Raw genomic sequence first — 24175 nt, forward strand, 5'->3', positions numbered from 1 at the left:
CGTGCCTCTCCACCATCCTGCGGATGGTCCCCCTCCCCGTGCCGGGGAGGATCGCGTTAAGACCGCCGCGCATCATCACATCCGGAAAACCCCAAACCCGCGGTCCTCGACCGGGGCGTTCAGCGTTGCGGCGAAGGCGAGTCCGAGCACGTCGCGTGTCTGCGCGGGGTCGATGATGCCGTCGTCCCACAGCCGCGCGGTTGCGTGATAGGGGTTGCCCTCATCCTCATATTTCTGGCGGATCGGGGCCTTGAAGGCCTCGGCCTCTTCGGGCGTCCATTTGTCGGCGTCGCGGTGGACCGTCGCCAACACCGATGCCGCCTGCTCGCCGCCCATCACGCTGATCCGGCTGTTCGGCCAGCTGAACAGGAAGCGTGGGCTATAAGCCCGCCCGCACATGCCGTAATTGCCCGCGCCGAAGCTACCGCCGATCAGCACGGTGATCTTCGGCACTGTCGCGGTCGCCACAGCCGTCACCAGCTTTGCGCCATGTTTCGCAATGCCCTCGGCCTCATATTTGCCGCCCACCATGAAACCGCTGATATTCTGGAGGAAGAGCAGGGGGATGCGCCGCTGCTGCGCCAGCTCGATGAAATGCGCGCCCTTGACCGCGCTTTCGCTAAACAGCACGCCCTTATTGGCAAGAATCGCGACCGGGATGCCCCAGATATGCGCGAAGCCGCAGACGAGCGTGCTGCCATAGTGCGCCTTGAATTCGTGAAACTCGCTGCCGTCGACGATGCGCGCGATCACTTCGTGCACATCGTAAGGTGCGCGCACATCCTGCGGCACGACCCCATAAAGCTCCTCGGCGTCGTATTTGGGCGGGCGCGGGTCCTTCAACGGTACCTCGAAGCCCTTGTTCTCGCCCAGATGACTGACGATATCGCGCACAATCGTCAGCGCATGTTCGTCATTCTCGGCAAGATGATCGACGACGCCCGACTTCTTCGCATGAAGATCGCCGCCGCCCAGATCCTCGGCGCTGATCTCCTCGCCCGTCGCGGCCTTCACCAGCGGCGGCCCGGCGAGGAAGATCGTACCCTGATTGCGCACAATCACCGTCTCGTCGCTCATCGCCGGAACATAAGCACCGCCTGCGGTGCAGCTTCCCATCACGCACGCGATCTGCGGGATCCGCTTCGCCGACATATTCGCCTGATTGAAGAAGATGCGCCCGAAGTGATCGCGGTCGGGAAAGACCTGATCCTGATGCGGCAGGTTCGCACCGCCGCTGTCGACGAGGTAGATGCAGGGCAGGCGGTTCGTCTCGGCAATTTCCTGCGCGCGGAGATGCTTCTTCACCGTCATCGGATAATAGGTGCCGCCCTTCACGGTCGCGTCGTTGCAGACGATCATCATCTGCCGCCCCGATACGCGGCCGATGCCGGCGATCATCCCGGCGCCCGGCACCTCGCCCTCATACATGTCGCACGCCGCAAGCTGTCCGATCTCGAGAAAGGGCGAGCCCGGATCGAGCAGCCGCTCGACGCGCTCGCGCGGCAACAGCTTGCCGCGGCTCGTGTGCCGCTCGCGCGACTTTTCATTGCCGCCAAGCGCCGCCTTGGCGACGCGGGCATAGAGCTCGTCGCGCAGCGCCCGATTGTGCGCGGCATTGGCGCGAAAGCCATCGCTGTCGGGGTTTATCATGGTTCCCAATATTGGTGCGCTCACGTCGCAATCTCTCCTTTGTGGGCGGGTCGGATTATCCTGCCGCTCGTCGACGAACAAGCACCACAGGCCGAAAATGGTTGGCATTGAAACCATCTGGCCGCAGGCCTATGCCCGCCGCGCGCCCCCTGAAAAACAAGGTTAGTCCTATGAAAAAAACCGTCTTTGCCATTTTGCTCTCGACCGCCGCGATCGTCGCGGGGCCCGTCGCCTGTTCGAAGGGCGACAAGGAAAGCGCCGCCTACACCGTCGGGACCGAGCTTGGCATCAGCAAGGCTGCGATGGATACCAGCGTCAAACCGGGCGACGACTTCTACGCCTATGCCAATGGCAACTGGCAGAAAACGACCGAAATCCCGGCTGATCGCTCGTCCACCGGCGCTTTCTACATCGCGTTCCTCGAAACCGAGAAGCGCACCCGCGAACTGGTCGACGCGATCGTCAAGAGCGGCGGCGACCCCACGACCGACGACGGCCGCATCGCCGCTTTCTACAAGGCCTACACCAACACCAAGGCGATCGACGCAGCGGGCATGAAGCCGGTCGAAGCCGATCTCGCCCGCTTTGCGGCGATCACCGACAAGGCGGGGCTGGCGAAAGTGCTGGGCGAACAGACGCGCGCCGACGTCGACCCGCTCAACGCCACCGACTTCGAAACCGAAAATCTGTTCGGCATTTTCGTGACGCAGGGTCTCGCGACGCCGGGCGCGGTCATTCCCTATGTCCTGCAGGGCGGCCTCGGTATGCCCGAGCGCGAATATTATTTGTCGGCCGACCCCAAAATGGCCGCGCTGCGCACGCAATATCAGGCCTATATCGCCAAGCTGCTGACCGCGGCGGGGCAGAGCGACGCCGAGGCGAAGGCGAAACGCATCTACGACCTCGAGGCCAAGATCGCAAAGGCGCACGCCAACCGCGCCGATAGCGAAGATTTCGCGAAGTCGGCGGGCGTCTGGACGAAGGCCGATTTCGCGAAGAAGGCGCCGGGGCTCGACTGGGATGCCTATTTCGCCGCCGCCGGCCTTGGCAATGCGCCGAAATTCGGCGCCTACCATGCCCGCGCGATCACCGGCCTGTCGGCGCTTGTGGCGTCTGAGCCACTCGATACGTGGAAGGACTGGCTGGCGTTCCACCAGATTAACTCGCACACCGACGTCCTGCCGTCGGCGCTCGATAAGGCGCATTTCGCCTTTTACGGGACGGCGCTTGCGGGCACGCCGGAGCAGCGCAGCCGCGACAAGCGCGCGCTCGACGCGCTGAACATCTATCTCGGCGACGCGGTCGGCCGCGTCTATGCCGAGAAATATTTCCCGGCGCCTGCGAAGGCCGAGGTCGGCGACATGGTGAAGGGGATCAAGGCCGCGTTCGCGAAGCGTGTCGAGACGATCGACTGGATGGCGCCCGAAACCAAAAAGGAAGCGATCAAGAAGGTCGAAACGATCGTCGTCGGTGTCGGCTATCCCGAAACCTGGCGCGACTATGGCCGCTACACGGTCAGCGCGACCGACGCCTATGCGAACATGGTTGCGGGCGAGAAGGCCGAATATGCGCACCAGCTCGCCAAGATCGGCAAGCCGCTCGACAAGGGCGAATGGTGGATGGTGCCACAGACGGTCAATGCGGTGAACCTGCCGGTCCAGAATGCGCTCAATTTCCCCGCCGCGATCCTGCAGCCCCCCTTCTTCAATGCCAAGGCCGATCCGGCCTATAATTACGGCGCGATCGGCGCGGTCATCGGCCACGAGATCAGCCACAGCTTCGATAATAATGGTGCCGCGTTCGACGCAAGCGGCGCGCTCCGCAATTGGTGGACCGCTGCGGACCTTGCGAAGTTCAACGCCGCGGGTGCGGCGCTGGCCGCGCAGTACGACAACTACAAGCCGTTCCCCGACCTTGCCGTCAACGGCAAGCTCACGCTGGGCGAAAATATCGCCGACGTTGCCGGGCTCCAGGCGGCCTATGATGCCTACCGCGCGTCGCTGAACGGGCAGGAAGCGCCGGTGATCGACGGCTTCACCGGCGACCAGCGTTTCTTCATCGCCTATGCGCAGACCTGGGCGACGAAGATGCGCGACGAGGCGCTGCGCGCGCGCGTCGCGACCGACGGCCATGCGCCGGGCATGTACCGTGCGCTGACCGTCCGCAACCTCGATGCCTGGTACAAGGCGTTCGACGTCAAGGAAGGCGACAAGCTCTACCTCGCGCCCGACCAACGCGTGCGAGTCTGGGGCTGATCCGAAGGGGCGGGGCGTCATGCTCCGCCCTCATTCCTTTTGGCGGGCTTCTTGCGGATCAGGTGGCTGTAAACGCCGACGAGATTGATGCAGAGCAGCGCAACATTCTGCCAGCCGATCCCCTCGCTGTCAGGCTGAAGGAACCCCCAGGCGATCAGCGCAAGGCTGCTCGTCACGAAGATCACGAAGGCCCAGCCGGTCCACCGCTCGCCGAGATTGAGCGAGACGAGCAACGCCGCGAGCGTCGAGGCGGCTGCGCCATAATATTGCAGCGCGTCGAGCAGGGTGTCGGTCATGCGCCGGTGGCCCCGAACACGAACTCCAATTTCAGTCCGTCGGGGTCGGCGAAGAAGACGGCGTAATATGTAGGTCCGTAGCGCGGATAGTCGGCAGGCGCATCGAGCACGGTCGCATCGATGCTGCGCAGCAAATCGTGGAGTGCATCGACATCGTCGCGGCTTTCGGCGGTCCATGCAAGGTGATGAAGCCCCGGAGAGTAGCGATCGTGTGGCCGCTCCGCACCTGCGCCGCGTGCCTCCAGAATCCCGATCGAATGGAAGGGCTCGCCTTCGCGGTCCCAGTCGCTGCCATGGTCATAATCGGCCGCGCGGCGATAGCCGAGGAAGCCAAGCACCGCGTCGTAGAAGACACGCGACCGCTCCTTGTCGGTGACCGTCAGGTCGATGTGATGGACGAGGCCGCGCATACTAAGCCAACGCGCCGATGACTGCGAAGATGCCTGAGGCGGTCAGGAGCGGCCAGCCGATATGCTTGCCGCGCGTATAGACCGCGTCGAACAGGCCGGTCGCGGTCCAAGCTACGCCAATCAGCAGAATAAGATCGCGCGGTGTGCCGGTCCAGATGACCGCCGCCGCCGACACCAGCATCAGCACCGACAGCGCATGCCACGCCAGCCGGAACACCCTGCGCGCCAGATCGATGCCCATCACGCCCTGATCGAGCGTCATCAGCGGCCGGATCAGCCGCCTTTCGCCCAGAAAGCCGTGAACTGCGGCCGTCGACGCCATGCAGGCCGCCGACAGCCAGAGCCAGATCACGCCCCGGCGCCGATCAGCTCGCGGCCGATCAGCATGCGGCGGATTTCGTTCGTGCCCGCGCCGATGTCGAGCAGCTTGGCATCGCGCCAGTAACGCTCGACCGGCCAGTCCTTCGTGTACCCCGCGCCGCCGAGCGCCTGGATCGCTTCGCCCGCGACCTTCACCGCATTTTCACTTGCGAGCAGGATTGCGCCCGCGGCGTCGAAGCGCGTCGTCTGTCCGGCGTCGCAAGCCTTGGCGACATTATACACATAGGAGCGCGCCGACTGGAGCATGACATACATGTCGGCGACCTTCGCCTGCATCAGCTGGAACGAACCGATCGGTTTACCGAACTGCTTGCGCTCGCGAACATAGGGTATGACCGTGTCGAGGCACGCCTGCATGATCCCGAGCTGAAGCCCCGCGAGCACGACGCGTTCATAGTCGAGCCCCGACATCAGCACGCCGACGCCGCCATTTTCGGGCCCCATAACCTGTTCTTCGCTCACCTCGCAGTCGGTGAAGACCAGTTCGGCGGTCGGCGATCCGCGCATCCCCACCTTGTCGATCTTCTGTCCGATGCTGAACCCCGGCATATCCTTCTCGATCAGGAATGCCGTGATCCCGCGAGACCCGGCGTCGGGGCTGGTCTTTGCATAGACGACCAGCGTGTCCGCATAGGTCGCATTGGTGATCCAGAACTTCGTGCCGTTGAGGACATAGCCGCCCTGGACCCTGTCGGCCTTCAGCTTCATCGACACGACGTCGCTGCCGGCGCCGGCTTCGGACATCGCGAGGCTGCCGACATGTTCGCCGCTGATCAGCTTGGGCAGATATTTCGCCTTCTGCTCGGCATTGCCCCAGCGGCGGATCTGGTTGACGCAAAGATTCGAATGCGCGCCATAGGACAAGCCGATCGCGGCGCTGGCGCGGCTGACTTCCTCGACCGCGATCACATGTTCGAGATAGCCGAGGCCGAGCCCGCCATATTCTTCCTCGACGGTTATTCCGTGCAGCCCGAGCGCGCCCATCTGCGTCCACAGCTCGTCGCGCGGGAACCAGTCGTCGGCGTCGGCCTTGGCGGCGAGCGGCGCGATCTGTTCGTCGGCGAAGCGGGCGGTGGTGTCGCGGATCATGTCGGCGGTTTCGCCGAGCGCAAAATCGAAATCGGGGGTGGCGCGCATGAGCATCCCTTCGGTCAGGGGCGGAACAGGGCCCGGTTGTGCCTCAAAGCGTCTCTATATGAAAATTGAAACTTCACACATTTAGGCATAAACAAAATTTATGATAAAGCGTTCGCACATCCGCCAGTTCCTCGCTGTCGTCGACGCGGGCAGCTTCACGCGTGCTGCGCAGCAAATCCGGGTCACCCAGCCGGCGCTGTCGACCGGCGTGGCCGACCTCGAACGCCTTGTCGGCGCGCCGCTCTTCATCCGCAATCGCCGCCAGATCCGCCTTACCGAAGCCGGAGGCCGCTTCCTGCCGATCGCGCGCGACCTTGAGCGGGGCTTTCGTACCGCCGACGGCTTCGGTCGGGTCGAAGAGAGCGACAAGCCGGTGCTGAGGCTCGGGACGATCCGCTCGGTGCCCGGCGAGTTTCTCCAAGCCGTCGCGGCCTTGCTGTCGCGCGACTTTGCGTTGGAGATCGGCGAGAACAGCGATTCCGAACTCCGGGCAGCCCTTCACGGCGGTCGTCTCAACATGGCGCTCGTCCCGCTGCGGTCGGGCGAGCGCGGTGCCAATGTCATTTCGCTGTACGAGGAACCTATGGCGATGTTCGTCGGGACGGGTCATCCATTGGCGGGGCAGGATGTTGTCTCGCCCGAGGAGCTGGCGCCCGAGACGATGATTGCGCGCCGCTCGTGCGAGTTTCTCGACGCGACGAGCCGCTTCTTCACCCGCCACCGCGTCCGCCCGCGCTTCGCGCTCCGCAGCGACAGCGACGACCGGTGCCTGCGCATGGTCGCGGCGGGCGTCGGGATCACGACCGCGCCCGTTTCGCTGGCGATCGACGGTGTTGTTGCAATCAAGGTCAGCGGCTACGACTTCCGCCGCGAACTCGGCCTCCTCATCGATCCCGCGTGGTTTGCGCAGCCCAAGATGGAGCCACGTCTTTCGCGCGCTCTTCCGGCCATCCAACGCGCCGCCGCCGGATGGCAGGAGACCAGGGTCAATGGCTGAGCTTTCAAGTCTGGCTTGCCCCCCCGAAAGGCCATACAGCTTGATCACCCTCGGCCGGGGCGGCAAGGGCGGGGCATGACCGATACACTGACCCATCTCGACCGGCTCGAGGCCGAGAGCATCCATATCATGCGCGAAGTGATGGCCGATGCGGCGAAGCCGGTGATGCTGTATTCCGTGGGTAAGGACAGCGCGGTGATGCTGCATCTCGCGCGCAAGGCCTTCTATCCCTCGCCGCCGCCATTTCCGCTGCTGCACGTCGACACGACGTGGAAGTTCCGGGCGATGTACGAGCTGCGCGACCGCATGGCGGCCGAAAGCGGCATGGAGCTGATCGTCTATCAGAATCCCGAGGCGAAGGCGCGCGGGATCAACCCGTTCGACCACGGCCCGCTGCACACCGACATGTGGAAGACCGAGGGGTTGAAGCAGGCGCTCGACCTCCACGACTTCGACGTGGCCTTTGGCGGCGCGCGGCGCGACGAGGAAAAGAGCCGCGCGAAGGAGCGCATCTTTTCCTTCCGTACCGCGACCCACGGCTGGGACCCAAAGAAGCAGCGGCCCGAGCTTTGGAACCTCTACAACGCCCGCAAGGCCAAGGGAGAGAGCATCCGCGTCTTCCCGATCTCGAACTGGACCGAGCTCGACATCTGGCAATATATCGCGCGCGAGAATATCCCGATCGTACCGCTCTATTTTGCCGCGCCGCGCCCGACGGTGACACGCGACGGCCTGCTGCTGATGGTCGACGATGACCGCTTCCCGCTCGGGGATGGAGAAGTGCCGGTGCAACGCTCGGTCCGTTTCCGCACGCTCGGCTGCTACCCATTGACGGGGGCGGTCGAAAGCGAGGCGACGACGCTTTCCGAAGTGATCCAGGAAATGCTGCTGACCACTACCAGCGAACGGCAAGGCCGCATCATCGACAAGGATGGCGGTGACGCCTCGATGGAAAAGAAAAAGCAGGAGGGGTACTTCTGATGACCGACCCTGTTTACGTCACCGACGCGCTCATCGCCGAGGATATCGACGCCTATCTCGCGGCTCACGAAAGAAAGTCGTTGCTGCGCTTCATCACCTGCGGGTCGGTCGACGACGGAAAGTCGACCTTGATCGGCCGCCTGCTCTACGACAGCAAGATGATCTTCGAAGACCAGCTGGCCGCGCTCGAAGCCGACAGCAAGCGCGTCGGCACGCAGGGGCAGGAGATTGACTTCGCGTTGCTTGTCGACGGCCTCGCCGCCGAGCGCGAGCAGGGAATCACGATCGACGTCGCCTACCGCTTTTTCACGACCGAGAAGCGCAAGTTCATAGTCGCCGACACGCCGGGGCACGAGCAGTATACGCGCAACATGGTCACGGGCGCCTCGACCGCTGACCTTGCCGTCATCCTGATCGATGCGCGCAAGGGCGTGCTGACGCAGACGCGGCGGCACAGCTTCCTCGCGCACCTGCTCGGTATCCGGCACATCGTGCTGGCGGTGAACAAGATGGACCTTGTGGGGTACGACAAGGCCGTCTTCGATCGCATCACGCTCGCCTACCGCGCGTTCGCGAGCGAGATCGGGATCACCCATTTCACAGCGATCCCGATCTCGGGGTTCAAGGGTGACAATATCACGGCGCTTTCGGCCAATACGCCCTGGTTCAAGGGCCCGGCGCTGATCGAGCATCTTGAGACGGTCGAGGTTGGCGAGGCCGCCGACGGCGCAAAGCCGTTCCGTATGCCGGTGCAATGGGTCAACCGCCCGAACCTCGATTTCCGCGGCTTCTCGGGCCAGCTCGCGAGCGGGACGGTCAAGCCCGGCGATTCGGTGCGCATTCTGCCCAGCGGCAAGACCACGACCATCGACCGCATCGTCACGCTCGACGGCGATCTTGGCGAAGCCGTCTCCGGCCAGTCCGTAACACTGACGTTCGCGGACGAGGTCGACTGCTCGCGCGGCGATGTGATCGCGGCAGCCGATAATCCGCCCGAAGCGGCCGACCAGTTCGAGGCGACGCTCGTCTGGATGGCCGACGAGGCGATGATCGCGGGCCGTGCCTATTGGCTGAAGCTTGCGACGCAGACGGTCTCGGCGACTATCCAGCAGCCGAAGTACGAGATCAACGTCAACACGCTCGACCATCTCGCGGCAAAGACGCTCGACCTCAACGGCATCGGCGTCGTCGAACTGTCGACCGACAAGCCGATCGTTTTCGAAGCTTATGCGGACAACCATACGCTCGGCGGCTTCATCCTTATCGACAAGCTCACCAACGCTACCGTCGCGGCGGGGATGCTGCACTTCAGCCTTCGCCGCGCGCAGAATGTCCATTGGCAGGCGACCGACATCAGCCGCGAGATGCGCGCGGACCTAAAGAACCAGAAGCCCGCCTTGCTCTGGTTCACCGGCCTCTCGGGTTCGGGCAAGTCGACAATCGCCAACCTCGTCGAGAAGAAGCTGCACCGGATGAACCGCCACAGCTTCCTGCTCGACGGCGACAATGTCCGCCACGGCCTCAACCGCGACCTCGGCTTCACAGAGGCCGACCGGATCGAGAATATCCGCCGCGTCGGAGAGGTGGCGAAGCTGATGACCGACGCGGGGCTCATCGTCATCACCGCGTTCATCAGCCCGTTCAAGGCCGAGCGCGACATGGTGCGCTCGATGCTTCCCGAAGGCGAGTTCCTCGAAATCTTCATCGACACGCCGCTCGCCGAAGCCGAGAAGCGCGACGTGAAGGGCCTCTACAAAAAGGCGCGCGCCGGACAGCTCAAGAATTTCACCGGGATCGACAGCCCTTATGAGGCACCCGAGCAGCCCGAAATCCGGATCGATACGACCACGATGACTCCGGATGAAGCTGCAACCATGATCATCGATCGCTTGCTGGGATAGAGTATGATTGTGGGGGAAACGGACGAACAGCTGGCCGAACGGCTCGCGAATGCCGCGGGTGGGATCTTGCTCGACCTTCAGGCGTCTGGCGAGTTCGTCGACAGCGCGCTCGGCAAGGTCGGCGACGCTCGGGCGAACGCCATGCTGATGGACGAACTCCGCGCCGCGCGCCCCGACGACGCGATCCTGTCCGAGGAAGAGAAGGATAATGTTGCGCGCTGCGGCGTCAGCCGCGCGTGGATCGTCGACCCGCTTGATGGCACGCGCGAATATAGCGAAGGGCGCAGCGACTGGGCGGTGCATGTCGCGCTCGCGGTCGACGGAGTACCGACGGTGGGCGCAGTAGCGTTGCCCGGTTTCGGTCTGACGCTAACCTCGGGATCGCCGAAGCCGCTCGCGCCCGTCAATGTTCCGCTCAGGATGCTGGTCAGCCGCACCCGGCCCGCCGCAGAAGCCGTCTATGTCGCGGAGAAGATGGGCGCCGAGCTGCTCGCTATGGGATCGGCGGGAGCGAAGGCCATGGCGGTCGTGCTTGGGCAGGCCGACATCTACCTGCACACCGGTGGGCAGTATGAATGGGACAATTGCGCGCCCGCGGCCGTCGCCATCGCCGCTGGTCTTCACGTCAGCCGCGCCGACGGTTCGCCGCTCTTCTATAATTGTGCGAACCCGTATCTCCCCGACCTGCTGATCTGCCGGCAAGAACTGGCCGAGGAAGTACTGCGGTTCGCCGCGGAATATTCGCCGGGTTGACCTGCCGGGCATTGCCAGTTGAGCCGCTGCGCCCTAGTTCGGTTGCATCGAAAAACCGAACAACGGGAGATGCGCGATGACCGATTTGCCCACCACCAACACCGTCATGCTGACCCTGGTGAAGCCCGGAGGGCAGCTCGAGGTCTATTTCGAGCGCCGCCCGATGCCCGAGCCCAAGCCGCACGAGGTGCTGGTGAAGGTGCTCGCCACGCCGATCAACCCGTCCGACCTCGGCCTGCTGTTCGGCGGCGCCGACATGACGACTGCGCGCGCGGGTGAGCGCGATGGCCTCCCGATGATCACCGCCGACGTCCCGCCCGCGGGAATGCGTGCGATGGGCGGGCGCATCGGCGATGCGCTGGCGATCGGCAACGAAGGCTGCGGCGTCGTGGTCAAGGCCGGCGACTCGCCCGAAGCGCAGGCACTCGTCGGCAAGACCGTCGCGCTGCTCGGCGGCGAGATGTACGCCGAATATCGCTGCCTTCCCGTTCAGATGACGATGCCGCTGCCCGACGGCACCGACCCGGTCGACGGCGCCTCCTGCTTCGTCAATCCGCTTACCAGCCTGGCCTTCACCGAAACGATGCGGATGGAGAACCACAGCGCGATCGTCCATACCGCCGCGGCGTCGAACCTCGGCCAGATGCTCGTCAAGATTTGCGCGAAGGACGGCATTCCGCTCGTCAACATCGTGCGCAGCGATGCCCAGGTCGACATTCTCAAAGGCATCGGCGCGCAGCATGTCGTCAACAGCAGCGCCGACGACTTCATGGATCGCCTCGTCGATGCGATCGCCGAGACCGGCGCCACGATCGGTTTCGACGCGACCGGCGGCGGCAAGCTGGCGGGGCAGATACTGACCGCTATGGAAGCTGCGGCGGTGCGCAAGATGACGACCTACAGCCGCTATGGTTCGGACACGTTCAAGCAGGTCTATATCTATGGCGCGCTCGACCTGTCGCCGACGACCTTCTCGGCGCGCAGTTTCGGCCTGACCTGGGGGCTTGGCGGCTTCCTGCTCACGCCGTTCATGGCGAAGGCAGGGATGGAAACGGTGGGGCGGATGCGGAAGCGCGTCGTCGACGAGCTGACGACGACCTTCAAAAGTCATTACAGCCACGAAATCTCGCTGACCGATGCGCTCGATGTCGATACGGCGCAGGCTTATAATGCGAAGCGCACCGGCGAGAAATATCTGATCCGGCCTTAAGTCCTGTCGTCGGCGCACTCGTGACGGCGTCGGCGCTGGTGCGCCTCCCATCGCGAGCGCAGCCGTGCGAAGGGCTCGGGGATACGCTCGTCGAGCCGCTCGACGCGTTGCATCCGGTCTGTCCTGAAATGGCGGAATGTCCCGCGCAATTCGCAGTGCGCGGCGAGAAGGCGCACCTCGTCCTGATAGCCGATGACGATCGGCCAAAGCACGCGTTCGGTGGCACGACCTTCGACGTCGGCGTAGGCGATCGCCAGCTTGCGCCGATCGCGGATCGCCGCGCGCACGACCGACACGTCGTGGCCGTCCTGATGGCCGTCACGGATCGGGAAGGGCGCAATCGCGGGGTCGATGATCGCAGTGCGAAGATGGTCGGGGACGGCGGCTGACAGCTTGGCGACCAGATCGCGGGCGCCGCGGGCGAGCGCTTCGTCTCCGCGCTGCGCGACCCACGCCGCGCCAAGCGCGGCGGCTTCGAGCTCGTCGACCGTCAGCATCAGCGGCGGCATGTCGAACTCGCTGTCGATGACATAGCCGGTGCCGGCCTCACCGCGGATCGGGACGCGCTGCGCCAATAGTTCGGCCATGTCGCGGTAGAGAGTGCGCAGCGACACTTCGAATTGTTTCGCCAGCAAATGGCCCGCCACAGGGCGCCGCGCGGTGCGCAGCGTCTGGATGATGCCGAAAAGTCGTTCCGTCCGTCGCATGCGGCGATCCTGCCGAACCTATGCTGACATCATGCTGTCAGTAGTCATTCGATATAGACGCGATGTCCTTTTGAAAAGCAGGAGACGAGCCATGACGACGCTATTCGGATGGGGGCCGATGTTCGGCTGCCAGAGCCCCAGCCCCTTTGTGATGAAGGCCGACATCCACCTTCAGATGTTCGGCATGCCGTTCGATCGTGCGATCGCCGATCTGGATAGCGTGGCCAAACACAAGGCGCCCTATGTGGAAGACGAAGGACGCATCATCGAGGATTCCACGTTCATTCGCCTGCATTTCGAAGCTAAGCTGGGTGCCGACCTCGATCATGGACTGAGCCCGGAGCAAAGGGCGATCGCAGCTGCCGCCGAACGAATGTTCGAGGATCGGCTGACCGCGATCGTCGGTCACGAACGCTGGCTCGAAGGCGACAATTTCGAGCGCGGCCCGGCCGCCTTCTTCGGCGCGGTTCCCGAACCGGTGCGCGCCGCTGTCATCGCCGAAACGCGCGAGCGGGTCCGCGCCGGATACGAGATCAGCGGGATCGGGCGCCACAGCCGCGCCGAGCGGATGCAGCTTGCGCGGCGCGACATCGACGCGGCGGCCGCCTTGCTCGGCGACAAGGCGTTTTTCCTCGCCGACTATCCGACGGCCATCGACGGCATCGCCTATGGCGCGCTGTCGGCCTGCACGGCGCCGATCTTCGACACCGAACTCAAGAGTCTGGTTGCGGCGCACAGCAATCTCGGCGCCTATTTCAAGCGAATGGAGGCTCGTTTCTTCTCCGAAGACCGCTGGCCTTCGATGATGCCGCAGGCCGAAGCCGCTTGAGGGAAACGAACGGTCGCGTGCCGAGCCCGCGACCGTTCGTTTCGCGCCATCAGCGCTTCATGCACTGGCGCGTGTCGTCGCGCTTGTACTCGCTGCAATTCCACAGCGCCTTCTCGAACCCTGCCTTGTCGTCGCGGAGGTAGGAAAAGGTCATTGCCGATCGCTGCATGTCGCTCATTGCGTCGCTGTCGGGCTTCAGCATCGGGTTGGTCCAGCCCATGAATTTGCAATAGGGCTTCTCGCCGCAGAGCCTAAGCGCGGTGGTCACAAAGCTCTCGGGCGTCGCGCGGCGGTCGAGCGAAACATAGATGGTGTCGCGTCCGGCCTTCTCGCCCGCGCCGGGGACGAGCTTGGCCTCGCCGACGGCAGCGTTGGCATCGACGCCGGCCAGTTCCACCGGCGGCAGCGTTCCGATCGCCAGCGCGTGCGCGGGCGACAGCGCAGCCATCTTGGCGATTCCGGCGTCGTTGCCCGACACCAGACCGCGAAACGCGCCGGATGTGCCCCAGAAGCCCGGCCAGCGGAAGAAGAGGTGCGTATCGACGATCGCGATCTTCTCCAGGCTGTCGCTCCAATAGGGGCGCACCCAGTCGGTGTGATAATGCGTCGCGAGCCCGACCTTGGGATAGGTCGTCCCCGACAGCATCATCTCCGCATTTGCCTGCGCGCGCGCCCAGGCAGCATCCGAATAACGCCGACTCAGCGCGCCGTCACAGGTGAAGGTAAACTGGCAGCCTGTCGTGCGTTCCGATCCCTGGAACACGACGCCGCAGATCGACTTGGGAAAGGCAGGATGGCGCGCGCGGTTGATGACGACCTGGCCGACGGCCTGCTGGCCCTTCGCATCATCGCCGGCCTCATAGAGCATCGCCGCGGCAAGGCAGTCGCGCGCGCGGGCGCGGCCGTCGCCGCTACCGGCGTAGATGAAAGGGCGCGCGGCAACGAAGCCCTTGGTGATGAGAGGGATTTCGGCGTTCTGCGCCTTGGCGTCGGCCACGGTGACCGGCGCCAATTCGACCGGCGCCACCTCAGGAACGACGTCGGCGGGCGGTGCGACCGGATGCGGGCGTGCGCCATGCTTGCCCGCCCCCGGGTGGCTGCTCGCGTAGAGGACGGTAACGATCGCCACGACCATCATCAGGACGAACAACCAGCCCGTCCAGTCGCGCCGCAGGGGCATCGCCTGTTCGCCTTCAGCGCGCATCAGAGGATGTCAGATTTCGGGCAGGAAATCGGGAACCGACAGATAGCGCTCGCCGGTGTCGTAGTTGAAGCCGAGAACGCGTGTACCGGGGGGCAGTTCTGCGAGCTTCTGCTGGATGGCAGCGAGCGTCGCGCCCGACGAGATGCCGACGAGCATCCCCTCCTCGGTCGCAGCGCGGCGCGCGAAATCCTTCGCGGCCGCGGCGTCGACCTTGATCACGCCGTCGAGCAGATCGGTGTGCAGGTTGCGCGGGATGAAGCCGGCGCCGATGCCCTGGATGGGGTGCGGGGCAGGCTGGCCGCCCGAAATGACCGGCGAAGCCTCGGGCTCGACCGCGAAGACCTTCAGGTTCGGCCAGTGCTGTTTCAGGAATTGCGCGGTGCCGGTGATATGGCCGCCGGTACCGACGCCGGTGATCAGCACGTCGATCGGCGTCTCCTTGAAATCGGCGAGGATTTCTGGGCCCGTCGTGCGGACGTGAACGTCGATATTCGCTTCATTCTCGAATTGCTGCGGCATCCAGGCGCCGGGCGTCGTCTCGACGAGCTCGATCGCGCGCTCGATCGCGCCCTTCATGCCCTTTTCGCGCGGGGTCAGGTCGAAGGTCGCGCCATAGGCGAGCATCAGCCGGCGGCGCTCCAGCGACATGCTCTCGGGCATGACGAGGACGAGCTTGTAGCCCTTGACCGCCGCTGCCATCGCCAGGCCGATGCCGGTGTTCCCCGACGTCGGCTCGACGATGGTGCCGCCTTCTTTCAGGCTGCCGTCGCGTTCGGCGGCCTCGATCATGGCGAGACCAATACGATCCTTGATCGACCCGCCGGGGTTGCTGCGTTCCGATTTTACCCAGACTTCGGCGTCGGGGAACAGCTTGGCCACGCGGATGTGCGGGGTGTTCCCGATGGTCTCGAGGATCGAATTGGCTTTCATGATCGGTGCGCTCTTTCTTTATACTCGAACAGCGGGTCGAGACGGACCCGGTTCGGCCAGTCCCCGGCGCGCAGCCACTTGGTCTCGTCAGCCAGGGCGGGCAGCGGCGCGGGTTGTAACGAGGCGAGCAGATACTGTCCATAAGGCCAGTCGCCGATCCCCGAATCCGCGTTGATGTGACCGAACGGCCCGGCGTTGACGAAGCGCGCATCCCATTGCCGCGACAGGCGCCAGACATGCGGCGTCTTCGCATAAGGATCGTTGTCGCTCGCGACCACGATCATCGGCGTGCGCGAGGTGAAGCTCGGCGCGTCACCGAAGCCATAGACGCGGTTTTCGCGCCGCAGACGCGACAGTTCGGGCGGCGCGACGAGCAGCGCCCCTGCAATGCGAGTGCGCGTCAGCGCGCAGGCCGCGGCAAACCAGTGGGCGAAGGCATGGCAGCCGAGGCTGTGTGCGGCAATAAGGACGGGCTCGCCTTCGGCCTCTATCGCTTCGTCGATACGCTTGACCCATTCGTCTTTGTCGGGGTTCGACCATCGACCGAGATCGACTCGCTCGCAGTCGGCGAACTTATGCTCCCAAAGGCTTTGCCAATGCGTTGGACCGCTGTTGTGCAGGCCCGGAATCGTAAGGATTTTGTGGCGTATCATTGCATTGGGCATGTCGGGTTCTCCATCGAAAGGAGGGAAGGGGAACCGCGGTGACGGGTGCAATCGAAATAACTCAACTAATTTAGTTGGCAATTAATTTGTGGCGAAAGGAAGGCAGTTTGCGACGAGCCGATTTCGTCCTTTCGGGCAGCCGCGAAAATGCGTCAGCCGGCCTGTTTGAACTGAGGCTCGAAGGTCTTGGCGCGGCGCAGTTCGGGGAAGAGCCAAGTCCAGAGCGCGGTCACGCCCACCGCTGCGGCGCCGCCGACGACGACGGCGCTGACGGGGCCGAGCGCGGCCGCCATCGCACCCGCGCGCATCTCGCCGAGTTCGTTCGAGGCTGAGATGGCAAGGCCGGACGCTGCGCTGACGCGGCCGCGCATATGATCGGGGGTGTTGAGCTGGATCAGCGTCCCGCGCACGAAGACCGAGAACATGTCGGCGGCTCCGAGCAGGACAAGCATGCCGAGCGAAAGCAGCAGGCTGGTCGACAGGCCGAAGGCCACTGTGGCGAGGCCGAACACCACGACTGCCCACAGCATCTTCACGCCGACGTTGCGTTCGATCGGCCGAAACGAGAGTCCCAGCGCCACAACCGCCGCGCCCAAGGCGGGGGCCGCGCGCAGTAGCCCGAGCCCTTCCGAGCCGACATGCAGGATGTCGCGCGCATAGACGGGCAGCATTGCGGTCGCACCCGACAGGATCACCGCGAACAGGTCGAGCGTGATCGTACCGAGCAGGAAGCGCTCCATCCATACGAACTTCAGGCCGTCGAGCATCTCGCGCAGAGGATGACGGCGCACCTCGACGGGCGGTGGCAGCACAGGGCGGACGCGGCTGATTGTGAACGCCGAGACGGCGAGGAGGATGGCTGCGAAGATATAAACCGACGTCGGATGGGCAGCATAGATCAAGCCGCCGACTGCGGGGCCGATAACGGAAGCTGATTGCCAGGCGATGCTGCTCATCGCGATCGCGCGCGGCAGCACCGCGGGCGGAACGATATTTGGCGCGATTGCGCTCATCGCGGGGCCCGAAAAGACGCGCGCCACCCCATGCAGCGCAGCAAGGCCGAACAGCAGCGGCAGCGTCAGCCCGCCGGCCCACGTGAACCAACCGAGTGTTGCTGCGATCGTGATGTCGATCAGGTTCGAGAAGATCGCGACGCTGCGGCGCTCGAACCGATCGGCCGCCCAACCCGCGACCGGCGTCAGCAGCGCAAGCGGGACGAATTGCACGAGCCCGAGCAGTCCGAGCTGGAACGACGCCTCCCTGATCGACATGCCATAGTCGGTGCGCGCAGTGTCATAGAGCTGGTATCCGATCACGACAACCATCGCGATCGTTGCCATCACCGCGGTGAAGCGCGCCGCCCAATAATAGCGGTAATCGGGAAAGCTGAGCGGGGAGGCGGCTCTCGGCGTCGATTCCGGCATCACCGGTTCGTCGCCGTCGGGAGGGAGTATCGTTGCCATCGTCCGCCGCCCTATCGGAGAATTCGCAGGTGTCCAGTCGCCCGCGCCGATGCCGTTCGTCGATTTGCGGATGTCATCGACCGATCATGGTGGCACTAAACGCTCATCGATTGAGGGAGATCATCGAATGACGCGTAAATTTGCCCGCTTTGGCGGCGCCGCGATGGCTGCGACGCTGCTGGTCCTGACCGCCTGCAACGCATCGGAAAAAGCGCCCGCATCGGGATCGGGCGCGAAGAACTGGACCGAGTTCCGCGACAATTTCCTCGCGGGCTATTTCCCGCTCAACCCCAATTTCGCGGTCTATCAGGGCAAGCACGAATTCGACGGCAAGCTCCCCGACTGGTCGCCCGAGGGGCTCAACAAACAGATCGCTTTCCTCGAAAAGACGATCGCCGATGCCAAGGCGTTCGACGGCGACATGACAGATGCGGAAAAGTTCGAACGCGATTACCTTGTCCACGTGGCGCAGGGCCAGCTCTTCTTCCTGAAGGACGCCGATTTCCCGCACAAGAACCCAGCCTATTATGTCGGCCAGCTCGATCCCAACGTCTATATCGCGCGCCCCTATGCCGACGCGACGACGCGGATGAAGGCCTTCATCGCCTATGCCCAGAAAGTTCCGGCGGCGGCCGAGCAGATCAAGGCAAATATCAAGCTGCCGCTGCCCGCAACCTTCGTCAAATATGGCACGGCAGGCTTTGGCGGCTTCGCCGACTATTATACCGGCGACGCCAAGAAGGCGTTCGCCGAGGTCAAGGACCCGGAACTTCAGAAGCAGTTCGACGACGCAGCCGCGAAGGCCGCCGCGTCGATGAAGGATCTTGCCGCCTATATCGGCTCGAAACCCGGCACCGCGGACGGCTATGCGATCGGCGCCGACAAGTTTGCGAAGATGATCCTGACCAACGAAGCGGTCGACACGCCGCTGGATGAGCTTGAACGCATCGGACAAGCCGACCTCAAGCGCAATCAGGACGCGCTGAAAGCCGCCTGCGCGACCTATGCGGCGGGGATGACGATCGCCGATTGCATGAAGAAGATGAATTCGGACAAGCCCGCCGACGGTCCGGTCGCCGAAGCGCGGCGCCAGCTCCCGACGCTGCGCGCCTTCCTCGTCGAGAAGGATCTTGTCTCGATCCCCGGCACCGAACAGGCGCAGGTCGAGGAATCACCGCCCTACAATCGGCAGAACAGTGCCTATATCGACATTCCGGGGCCGTATGAAAAAGGCCTGCCGTCGGTCTATTATATCTCGCCGCCCGATCCGAGCTGGGACAAGGCGACGCAGGACGCGTTCGTTCCCGGCAAGAAGGATCTGCTCTTCACCTCGGTGCACGAGGTGTGGCCGGGGCATTTCCTGAACTTCCTGCACTCGAACCGCGCGGAAAGCATCTTCGGCAAACTGTTCGTCGGCTACGCCTTCGCCGAAGGCTGGGCGCATTATACCGAGGAGATGATGTGGGAGGCAGGGCTCGGCAACGGCGACCCGGAAACGCACATCGGCCAGCTCTCGAACGCGCTGCTCCGCGATTGCCGCTATCTCTCGGCGATCGGGTTGCACACCAAGGGCATGACTGTCGCCGACAGCGAAAAGCTGTTCAAGGAGCAATGCTATCAGGATGACGGCAACGCGAAGCAGCAGGCGGCGCGCGGCACCTACGATCCGCTCTACCTCAACTACACCATGGGTAAGCTGATGATCCGCAAGCTCCGCGACGACTGGACGAAAGGCGACAGGACGAAGTGGAAAGCCTTTCACGATGAATTCCTGTCCTATGGCGGCCCGCCGATCCCGATGGTGCGCGCGGCGATGATGAAGGAGGATACGCCGAAGGCGGTCTTCTGAGGCTGGCGAATCGACGGACCCGCGGCTAGCCTCCCCGAAACAGGGGGCTAGCCGATGGTCGACGTCTTCATTTCCTATTCGCGCGACAACAAGGCGCGCGTCGCGCAGATCGCGCAGGCGGTCTCTGCCGCCGGCTATGCTGTGTGGTGGGACGCCGAATTGCCGCCGCATCGGTCCTATGGCGATGTCATCACCGAAAAGATCGGCAGCGCGAAGGCCGCGATCGTCGTCTGGTCGCACCAGTCGGCGCAGTCCGAATGGGTCCGCGCCGAAGCCGACGTCGCGCGCAACCAGAAGAAGTTGGTGCAGACGGCGATCGACGATGTCATGCCGCCGCTCCCCTTCAACCAGATCCAGTTCGCCGAACTCGCCGACTGGAACGGCGAGCCCGATCATCGCGGCTGGCGCAAGGTACTCATGAGCCTTGAAGAACTGTGCGGGCGTGAAGCCGCGCCAGCAGCGGCGGCACCCGTATCTCCGCCCCCGCCCGAGCCGCCGAGGCCGGCCCCGAACAACTGGTCGGCGCAACCCGCCGCCCGGAAGCCGTCCTTCCTGCCCTGGGCGCTGCTCGGTGTCGCGGTGATCGCTGTTGCGCTACTCGCCTGGAAGCTCCTCCAGCCGCCACCGGCACCCGCGCCGACTTCGACCCCGACCGAAAAAACGGCGGCTGCTGAAAATGCGGAGGCGGCCCCCGCGTCGGATGCATCAGCACCGACCGAAGCCTTCACGCTTGCCGCGGTGATCGACGATCCCGACGGCTTCACCAATATCCGCGCGGGGCAAGGGACGCAGACCAAAATCGTCGGCAAGATATTCGAGGGCGAGAAATTCCTGACCTACAGGCAGTCCGGCCAGTGGTGGCGCGTGCGCAAGGCCGACGGGACGACGGGCTTCATGTTCCGCAAGTATATCCGATTGGTCGAAGGTGGGGTGGTGTCGGCATCCGAAGGCTATGAATGGAAGCTGGATGGGCCAGTGGTTATCGCCGACTCTTCGACACGCGAGCTGACGCCTGCGGATGCTGCGTCGCTGACCAAGCAACAAGCCCGTTTGGCGCGGAACGAAATATTTGCGCGAAAGGGGCTTCGTTTCAAAGATCCCCAGCTACGGGAGGTATTCGGTCGCTACGCCTGGTACACGCCGACCTCCGATGTGGTCGAACTGTCGCCGATCGAGAAGGCGAATGTCGCGCTGCTGAAATCGGCCGAAGACGCGGCGCAATGACCGATTGCGCCGCTGTGGAGGCGGAAGTCGCGCACCGCTTGGCCCAGGGCGACGCGCTCAGCGCCTTCGACTGCGCGGCAGCTTCGCGCCGTGACGGGATCGAGAGTCCGCGCCTCCGTTACCTGATGGTTCGCGCGCTCGCAGCGTCGGGAGACAGCCTCGGCGCGATGCACCTCTATGAGCAACTCGACCTCGCGGCGACGGGCGACGTCGATAGTCTCGCGCTCGCCGGGCGGATATGGAAGGACGAGGCGTTCGATCATGAGGGCGCCGAACGGGCGCTGTTTCTTCGCAAAGCCGCAGCGGCTTACGAGAATGCGTTCAAGAGGTCGGGTGCCGACTTTCCGGCGATCAATGCCGCAAGCCTTTATGCAATGCTCGGCGAACGCGAGCGCGCGGCGGCGCTGGCCGGTCCGATCGCGGCCAATGGCGCGTCCGACAATTATTGGGATCAGGCGACGCTCGTCGAGGCGTTGTTGCTGCTCGGCCGCGGCGAGGAAGCGCTGGCCCATGCCGCCGCGGCCGCCGCCGACGCGCAGGCGGCCACGCGGGCAGGGGATCGCGCTTCGACCTGCCGCCAGATCGCACGACTCGCTGCAAGCGGTGCGATCAACGCCACCCAGGCGGCTGCAATCGTCGCCTTGCTGCGCCCGCCGCCCGTCGGCGTCTATTGCGGACGCATGTTTCGCGCGGGCGGCGAAGGCGAAGCACGTGCCGCGCGCGCAATCGCCGAAGCGCTCGATACGCAGCCGCTATCGGCGCTGATCGGCCCGCTCGCGTGCGGGGCCGATATATTGTTCGCCGAAGCAGCGCTCGATCGCGGCATCGATCTCACGATCGTGCTGCCTTTTGCTGAGGATGATTTCATCGCCCAATCCGTGCAATCGGGGGGCGACGCGTGGGTGCCACGCTATCTTCGCTGCCGCGACGGAGCAGCGATGGTCCATTTCGCGAGCAACGCGCGCTATGTCAGCGACGATTGCCAGTTCATTCTCGGCTCTCACACCGCGATGGGCCTCGCGAAGCTCCGGGCGCGCGAGCTCGAAACCGAGGCGATCCAGCTCGCCGTGGTCGATCCCGAATTCGCCGCGCGATCAGGCGCCGAGATTGCCGGGACGAACGCCGATGTCGCGCTGTGGCGCGGCAGGGGCGAGCGGACGCTCACCATCCCCGTCGGCAACCTTGACCGCAATCTCGACTTTCCTCCAGCCCCCAAACCACCCGAAGGGACGCAGCGGGGACTTTACGCGATTCTCTTTGCGGACTTCGCCGGCTTCTCGAAACTCGGCGAGGCCGAGCTTCCGGTATTCGCGGCCGAGGTGATGGGCGGGATCGGGCGCATCCTGGACGATTTCGGCAACGCGGTACTGTTCCGCAACACCTGGGGCGATGCTGTTTACGCGGTAATCGACAATCCCGCGACCGCCTCGCGAATCGCGCTCGCGATGCAGGAACGGCTCGACGTCCTGCCGCCTGGCCTCGGCCTCGAAGGGCACAAGGCCGGGATGCGGACCGGCATCCATTTCGGCCCGATCTATCGCGGCGTCGATCCCGTCGTCGGCAACGAGCTGTGGTACGGTACCGAAGTCACACGCACCGCGCGGATCGAACCCGTCACGCTGGTCGGGCAGGTTTATTGCACCCAGCCCCTCGCGGCGATGCTGGCGCTCGAAAATGCGCGCGATTTCGACTGCGACTATGTCGGCAAGGTCCGCCTGGCCAAGGATTATGGCGAACTGGCGCTCTATCGCCTCTCGCGCCGCTCAGCCTGACGGCGCGCGGAGGCGGGCTACGAAAAAGCCGTCGAGCCCGCCGACATCGGCCAGCATCCCCGGAAGCGTGCGGACGAAGCCGCTCGGGTCGGGAATGATGCCGCCAGGGAGTTCGTTGGCGAGGACGGGGGCGACGGCCCAGCCCGGGTGATCGGCGAGGAAGGCCGCGATCCGCTCCTCCCCCTCGGCGCGTTCGAGCGAGCAGGTCGCATAGACGAGGATTCCACCGGGCCTCAACCAGTGCGCCGCGCGGTCGAGCAGCGCCGCCTGCAACTCGGCCATGTCCGCAATCTGGCGCGCTTCGATGCGATGCAGCACGTCGGGATGGCGGCGAAAAATTCCGGTCGCCGAGCAAGGCACGTCGAGCAGGATCGCATCGGCGGGCGTCTCGGGTTCCCAGACGCGAACGTCGCCCTGCACGACCTGCGCCGTCAGGCCGGTTCGGTCCAGATTGTCGGAAAGCCGCCCAAGCCGCTTGGCGCTCGCATCGACGGCGACGACGTCCCAGCCCGCCGCGGCAAGCTGCATCGTCTTGCCGCCGGGCGCCGCGCAGAGGTCGAGGACACGCCGGCCGTCGCCCTTTCCCAGCAGGCGCGCGGGCAGGCTGGCCGCAAGATCCTGCACCCACCAGCCGCCTTCGCCATAGCCGGGCAGGCTCTCGACCGCTCGCCCGCGAGCGAGGCGGAGATGGTTCGGCGCGAGTGCGACCCCATCGCTCCACTTGTCGGACGGGGGCTCGGCCGCGAAGCTCAAGTCGATCGGCGGCGGCGCGCTCCACGCCTTGGCCGCGGCGTCGGCAACTCCATCCCCCCACTGCGCCGCCCAACGCGCGGCAACGTCATGCGGCAGGCTCGCCCGGTCGGGCAGAGCCCATTCTTCCTGCTGCGCGCGCGACAGCAGTGCATGCACCAGCCGCCGCGGCCCACCGGCAACGAGCGGCAGCGCCGTCGAAACCACAGCGTGCGGCGAGCTTTTCAGCAGAAGCAGCTGCGCCAGCGCGATGCGCAGCACCGCGCGCGACTTCACGTCGTCGGGCAATTGCTGCGCCGTCGCGCCATCGATCAGCGCGTCGATGTCGACCATCCATCGCAGCGCTTCGGACACGATCGCGATCGCAAAGGCGCGATCGGCGCCGCCGAGCCCCTGCGTCGCGGCATGCGCGGCGATGTCGAGCGGATCGCCGCGACGCAGGATCGCATCGATCAGACGCAGCGCGGCACGGCGCGGCGCTGTGCCGGGCGGGTCGGGCTCATTCGCTCCGCGCCGACGCTGGGGGCGCCGGTCAGCCATGCGGCTGGCCATAGTTGTTGTTGGCGACGGACATAGGAAAGCCTATGTTGCGGCCATCATGGCCGACAACAGCAAATCGATGATGGGTGACACGCCGCGCGCGACGAAACGCCCCGCGCATGTAAAGCCCCCCGAAGGCTGGACGAACGACCCCGTTCCAGCGCCCGAACCCCTGCTCGAGGACAAGGCCGAGGACCAGCCGGGCGGACGCAACCCGGTGCGTTACGGCGATTGGGAGCTCAAGGGGCTTGCAATCGATTTCTGAATCACC

22 protein-coding genes are annotated in these 24175 nt (G+C 64.8%); 11 read left to right on the forward strand and 11 right to left on the reverse strand.

Translation table 11 applies throughout. The annotated features are described in order from the left end of the window. Positions 1-75: 75 nt before the first annotated feature. Positions 76-1674, reverse strand: coding sequence for a carboxyl transferase domain-containing protein (locus tag ATE64_RS16470; protein ID WP_058455800.1), 1599 nt, complete (start codon positions 1672-1674; stop codon positions 76-78). 146 nt (positions 1675-1820) lie between these two features. On the opposite strand from ATE64_RS16470, the gene ATE64_RS16475 reads away from it, so the two are divergent. Further along, positions 1821-3905 (forward strand): M13 family metallopeptidase, encoded by a 2085-nt coding sequence (locus ATE64_RS16475; RefSeq protein ID WP_058455801.1) that lies wholly within the window; start codon positions 1821-1823, stop codon positions 3903-3905. Between the two features lie 17 nt (positions 3906-3922). Here the strand turns inward: ATE64_RS16475 and ATE64_RS16480 are convergent, their stop codons facing one another. The 4 genes from ATE64_RS16480 to ATE64_RS16495 are packed head-to-tail and all read right to left on the reverse strand — an operon-like array spanning position 3923 to position 6129. Next, a complete protein-coding gene (locus ATE64_RS16480; RefSeq protein ID WP_058455802.1) occupies positions 3923-4201 on the reverse strand; it encodes a hypothetical protein in 279 nt (92 codons plus the stop codon). Continuing rightward, a complete protein-coding gene (locus ATE64_RS16485; protein WP_058455803.1) occupies positions 4198-4611 on the reverse strand; it encodes a VOC family protein in 414 nt (137 codons plus the stop codon). Before ATE64_RS16485 ends, ATE64_RS16480 begins: the two co-directional genes overlap by 4 nt. A gap of 1 nt (position 4612) precedes the next feature. After that, positions 4613-4963 carry a hypothetical protein gene (locus ATE64_RS16490; protein WP_058455804.1) on the reverse strand — a complete coding sequence of 117 codons (351 nt, stop codon included), beginning with the start codon at positions 4961-4963 and terminating at the stop codon, positions 4613-4615. Further along, complete coding sequence (locus ATE64_RS16495; RefSeq protein ID WP_058455905.1) at positions 4960-6129, reverse strand: isovaleryl-CoA dehydrogenase; 1170 nt, start codon at positions 6127-6129, stop codon at positions 4960-4962. The genes ATE64_RS16490 and ATE64_RS16495 overlap by 4 nt, the downstream gene beginning before the upstream one ends. A gap of 100 nt (positions 6130-6229) precedes the next feature. On the opposite strand from ATE64_RS16495, the gene ATE64_RS16500 reads away from it, so the two are divergent. The 5 genes from ATE64_RS16500 to ATE64_RS16520 all read left to right on the forward strand — a co-directional run bounded on the left by ATE64_RS16500 (position 6230) and on the right by ATE64_RS16520 (position 11971). Then, entirely contained in the window at positions 6230-7126 is an 897-nt protein-coding gene (locus ATE64_RS16500) for a LysR family transcriptional regulator (RefSeq protein WP_058455805.1), read from the forward strand. A gap of 33 nt (positions 7127-7159) precedes the next feature. Beyond that, complete coding sequence (gene cysD / locus ATE64_RS16505; RefSeq protein WP_269433225.1) at positions 7160-8107, forward strand: sulfate adenylyltransferase subunit CysD; 948 nt, start codon at positions 7160-7162, stop codon at positions 8105-8107. Continuing rightward, positions 8107-10008, forward strand: coding sequence for a sulfate adenylyltransferase subunit CysN (cysN, locus tag ATE64_RS16510; protein ID WP_058455807.1), 1902 nt, complete (start codon positions 8107-8109; stop codon positions 10006-10008). Before cysD ends, cysN begins: the two co-directional genes overlap by 1 nt. Positions 10009-10011: 3 nt before the next feature. Then, positions 10012-10761 (forward strand): 3'(2'),5'-bisphosphate nucleotidase CysQ, encoded by a 750-nt coding sequence (locus ATE64_RS16515; RefSeq protein WP_058455808.1) that lies wholly within the window; start codon positions 10012-10014, stop codon positions 10759-10761. A gap of 76 nt (positions 10762-10837) precedes the next feature. Then, the gene (locus tag ATE64_RS16520) at positions 10838-11971 is read left to right on the forward strand and encodes a zinc-binding dehydrogenase (RefSeq protein WP_058455809.1); all 1134 of its coding nucleotides are present in this window, start codon (positions 10838-10840) and stop codon (positions 11969-11971) included. Here the strand turns inward: ATE64_RS16520 and ATE64_RS16525 are convergent. Then, the gene (locus ATE64_RS16525) at positions 11968-12678 is read right to left on the reverse strand and encodes a YafY family protein (protein ID WP_058455810.1); all 711 of its coding nucleotides are present in this window, start codon (positions 12676-12678) and stop codon (positions 11968-11970) included. The two genes, ATE64_RS16520 and ATE64_RS16525, sit on opposite strands and share 4 nt — an antisense overlap. Before the next feature lie 91 nt (positions 12679-12769). On the opposite strand from ATE64_RS16525, the gene ATE64_RS16530 reads away from it, so the two are divergent. Then, positions 12770-13507 (forward strand): glutathione S-transferase C-terminal domain-containing protein, encoded by a 738-nt coding sequence (locus tag ATE64_RS16530; RefSeq protein ID WP_058455811.1) that lies wholly within the window; start codon positions 12770-12772, stop codon positions 13505-13507. Positions 13508-13556: 49 nt separating this feature from the next. Here the strand turns inward: ATE64_RS16530 and ATE64_RS16535 are convergent, their stop codons facing one another. The 4 genes from ATE64_RS16535 to ATE64_RS16550 all read right to left on the reverse strand — a co-directional run bounded on the left by ATE64_RS16535 (position 13557) and on the right by ATE64_RS16550 (position 17769). Continuing rightward, positions 13557-14687 (reverse strand): cell wall hydrolase, encoded by a 1131-nt coding sequence (locus tag ATE64_RS16535; RefSeq protein WP_231729145.1) that lies wholly within the window; start codon positions 14685-14687, stop codon positions 13557-13559. A 33-nt stretch (positions 14688-14720) separates the two neighbouring features. Beyond that, positions 14721-15641: a cysteine synthase A gene (cysK, locus tag ATE64_RS16540; protein WP_058455813.1), complete on the reverse strand. Its 921-nt coding sequence runs from the start codon at positions 15639-15641 to the stop codon at positions 14721-14723. Next, positions 15638-16306, reverse strand: coding sequence for an alpha/beta fold hydrolase (locus tag ATE64_RS16545; protein WP_058455814.1), 669 nt, complete (start codon positions 16304-16306; stop codon positions 15638-15640). Before ATE64_RS16545 ends, cysK begins: the two co-directional genes overlap by 4 nt. Positions 16307-16458: 152 nt before the next feature. Further along, on the reverse strand, positions 16459-17769 hold the full coding sequence (locus ATE64_RS16550; RefSeq protein ID WP_082657761.1) for an MFS transporter: 1311 nt from the start codon (positions 17767-17769) through the stop codon (positions 16459-16461). 127 nt (positions 17770-17896) lie between these two features. Here ATE64_RS16550 and ATE64_RS16555 point away from each other — a divergent pair, with 127 nt between their 5' ends. Genes ATE64_RS16555 through ATE64_RS16565 form a run of 3 tightly spaced genes read left to right on the forward strand, consistent with a single transcriptional unit; the run spans position 17897 to position 22614 of the window. Beyond that, on the forward strand, positions 17897-19618 hold the full coding sequence (locus ATE64_RS16555; protein ID WP_058455815.1) for a DUF885 domain-containing protein: 1722 nt from the start codon (positions 17897-17899) through the stop codon (positions 19616-19618). A gap of 54 nt (positions 19619-19672) precedes the next feature. Beyond that, positions 19673-20842, forward strand: coding sequence for a YARHG domain-containing protein (locus ATE64_RS16560; RefSeq protein ID WP_058455816.1), 1170 nt, complete (start codon positions 19673-19675; stop codon positions 20840-20842). Continuing rightward, a complete protein-coding gene (locus ATE64_RS16565; protein WP_058455817.1) occupies positions 20839-22614 on the forward strand; it encodes an adenylate/guanylate cyclase domain-containing protein in 1776 nt (591 codons plus the stop codon). The genes ATE64_RS16560 and ATE64_RS16565 overlap by 4 nt, the downstream gene beginning before the upstream one ends. On the opposite strand, the gene ATE64_RS16570 is transcribed toward ATE64_RS16565, so the two are convergent. Then, a complete protein-coding gene (locus ATE64_RS16570) occupies positions 22606-23904 on the reverse strand; it encodes a transcription antitermination factor NusB (protein ID WP_058455907.1) in 1299 nt (432 codons plus the stop codon). The genes ATE64_RS16565 and ATE64_RS16570 overlap by 9 nt on opposite strands. Between ATE64_RS16570 and ATE64_RS16575 the strand changes: the two genes are divergently transcribed. Then, entirely contained in the window at positions 23903-24169 is a 267-nt protein-coding gene (locus ATE64_RS16575) for a DUF1674 domain-containing protein (RefSeq protein ID WP_331458609.1), read from the forward strand. The two genes, ATE64_RS16570 and ATE64_RS16575, sit on opposite strands and share 2 nt — an antisense overlap. The last annotated feature ends 6 nt before the right edge of the window (positions 24170-24175 follow it).

The organism is Sphingopyxis sp. H073, assembly GCF_001468395.1.
Lineage (GTDB): Bacteria > Pseudomonadota > Alphaproteobacteria > Sphingomonadales > Sphingomonadaceae > Sphingopyxis.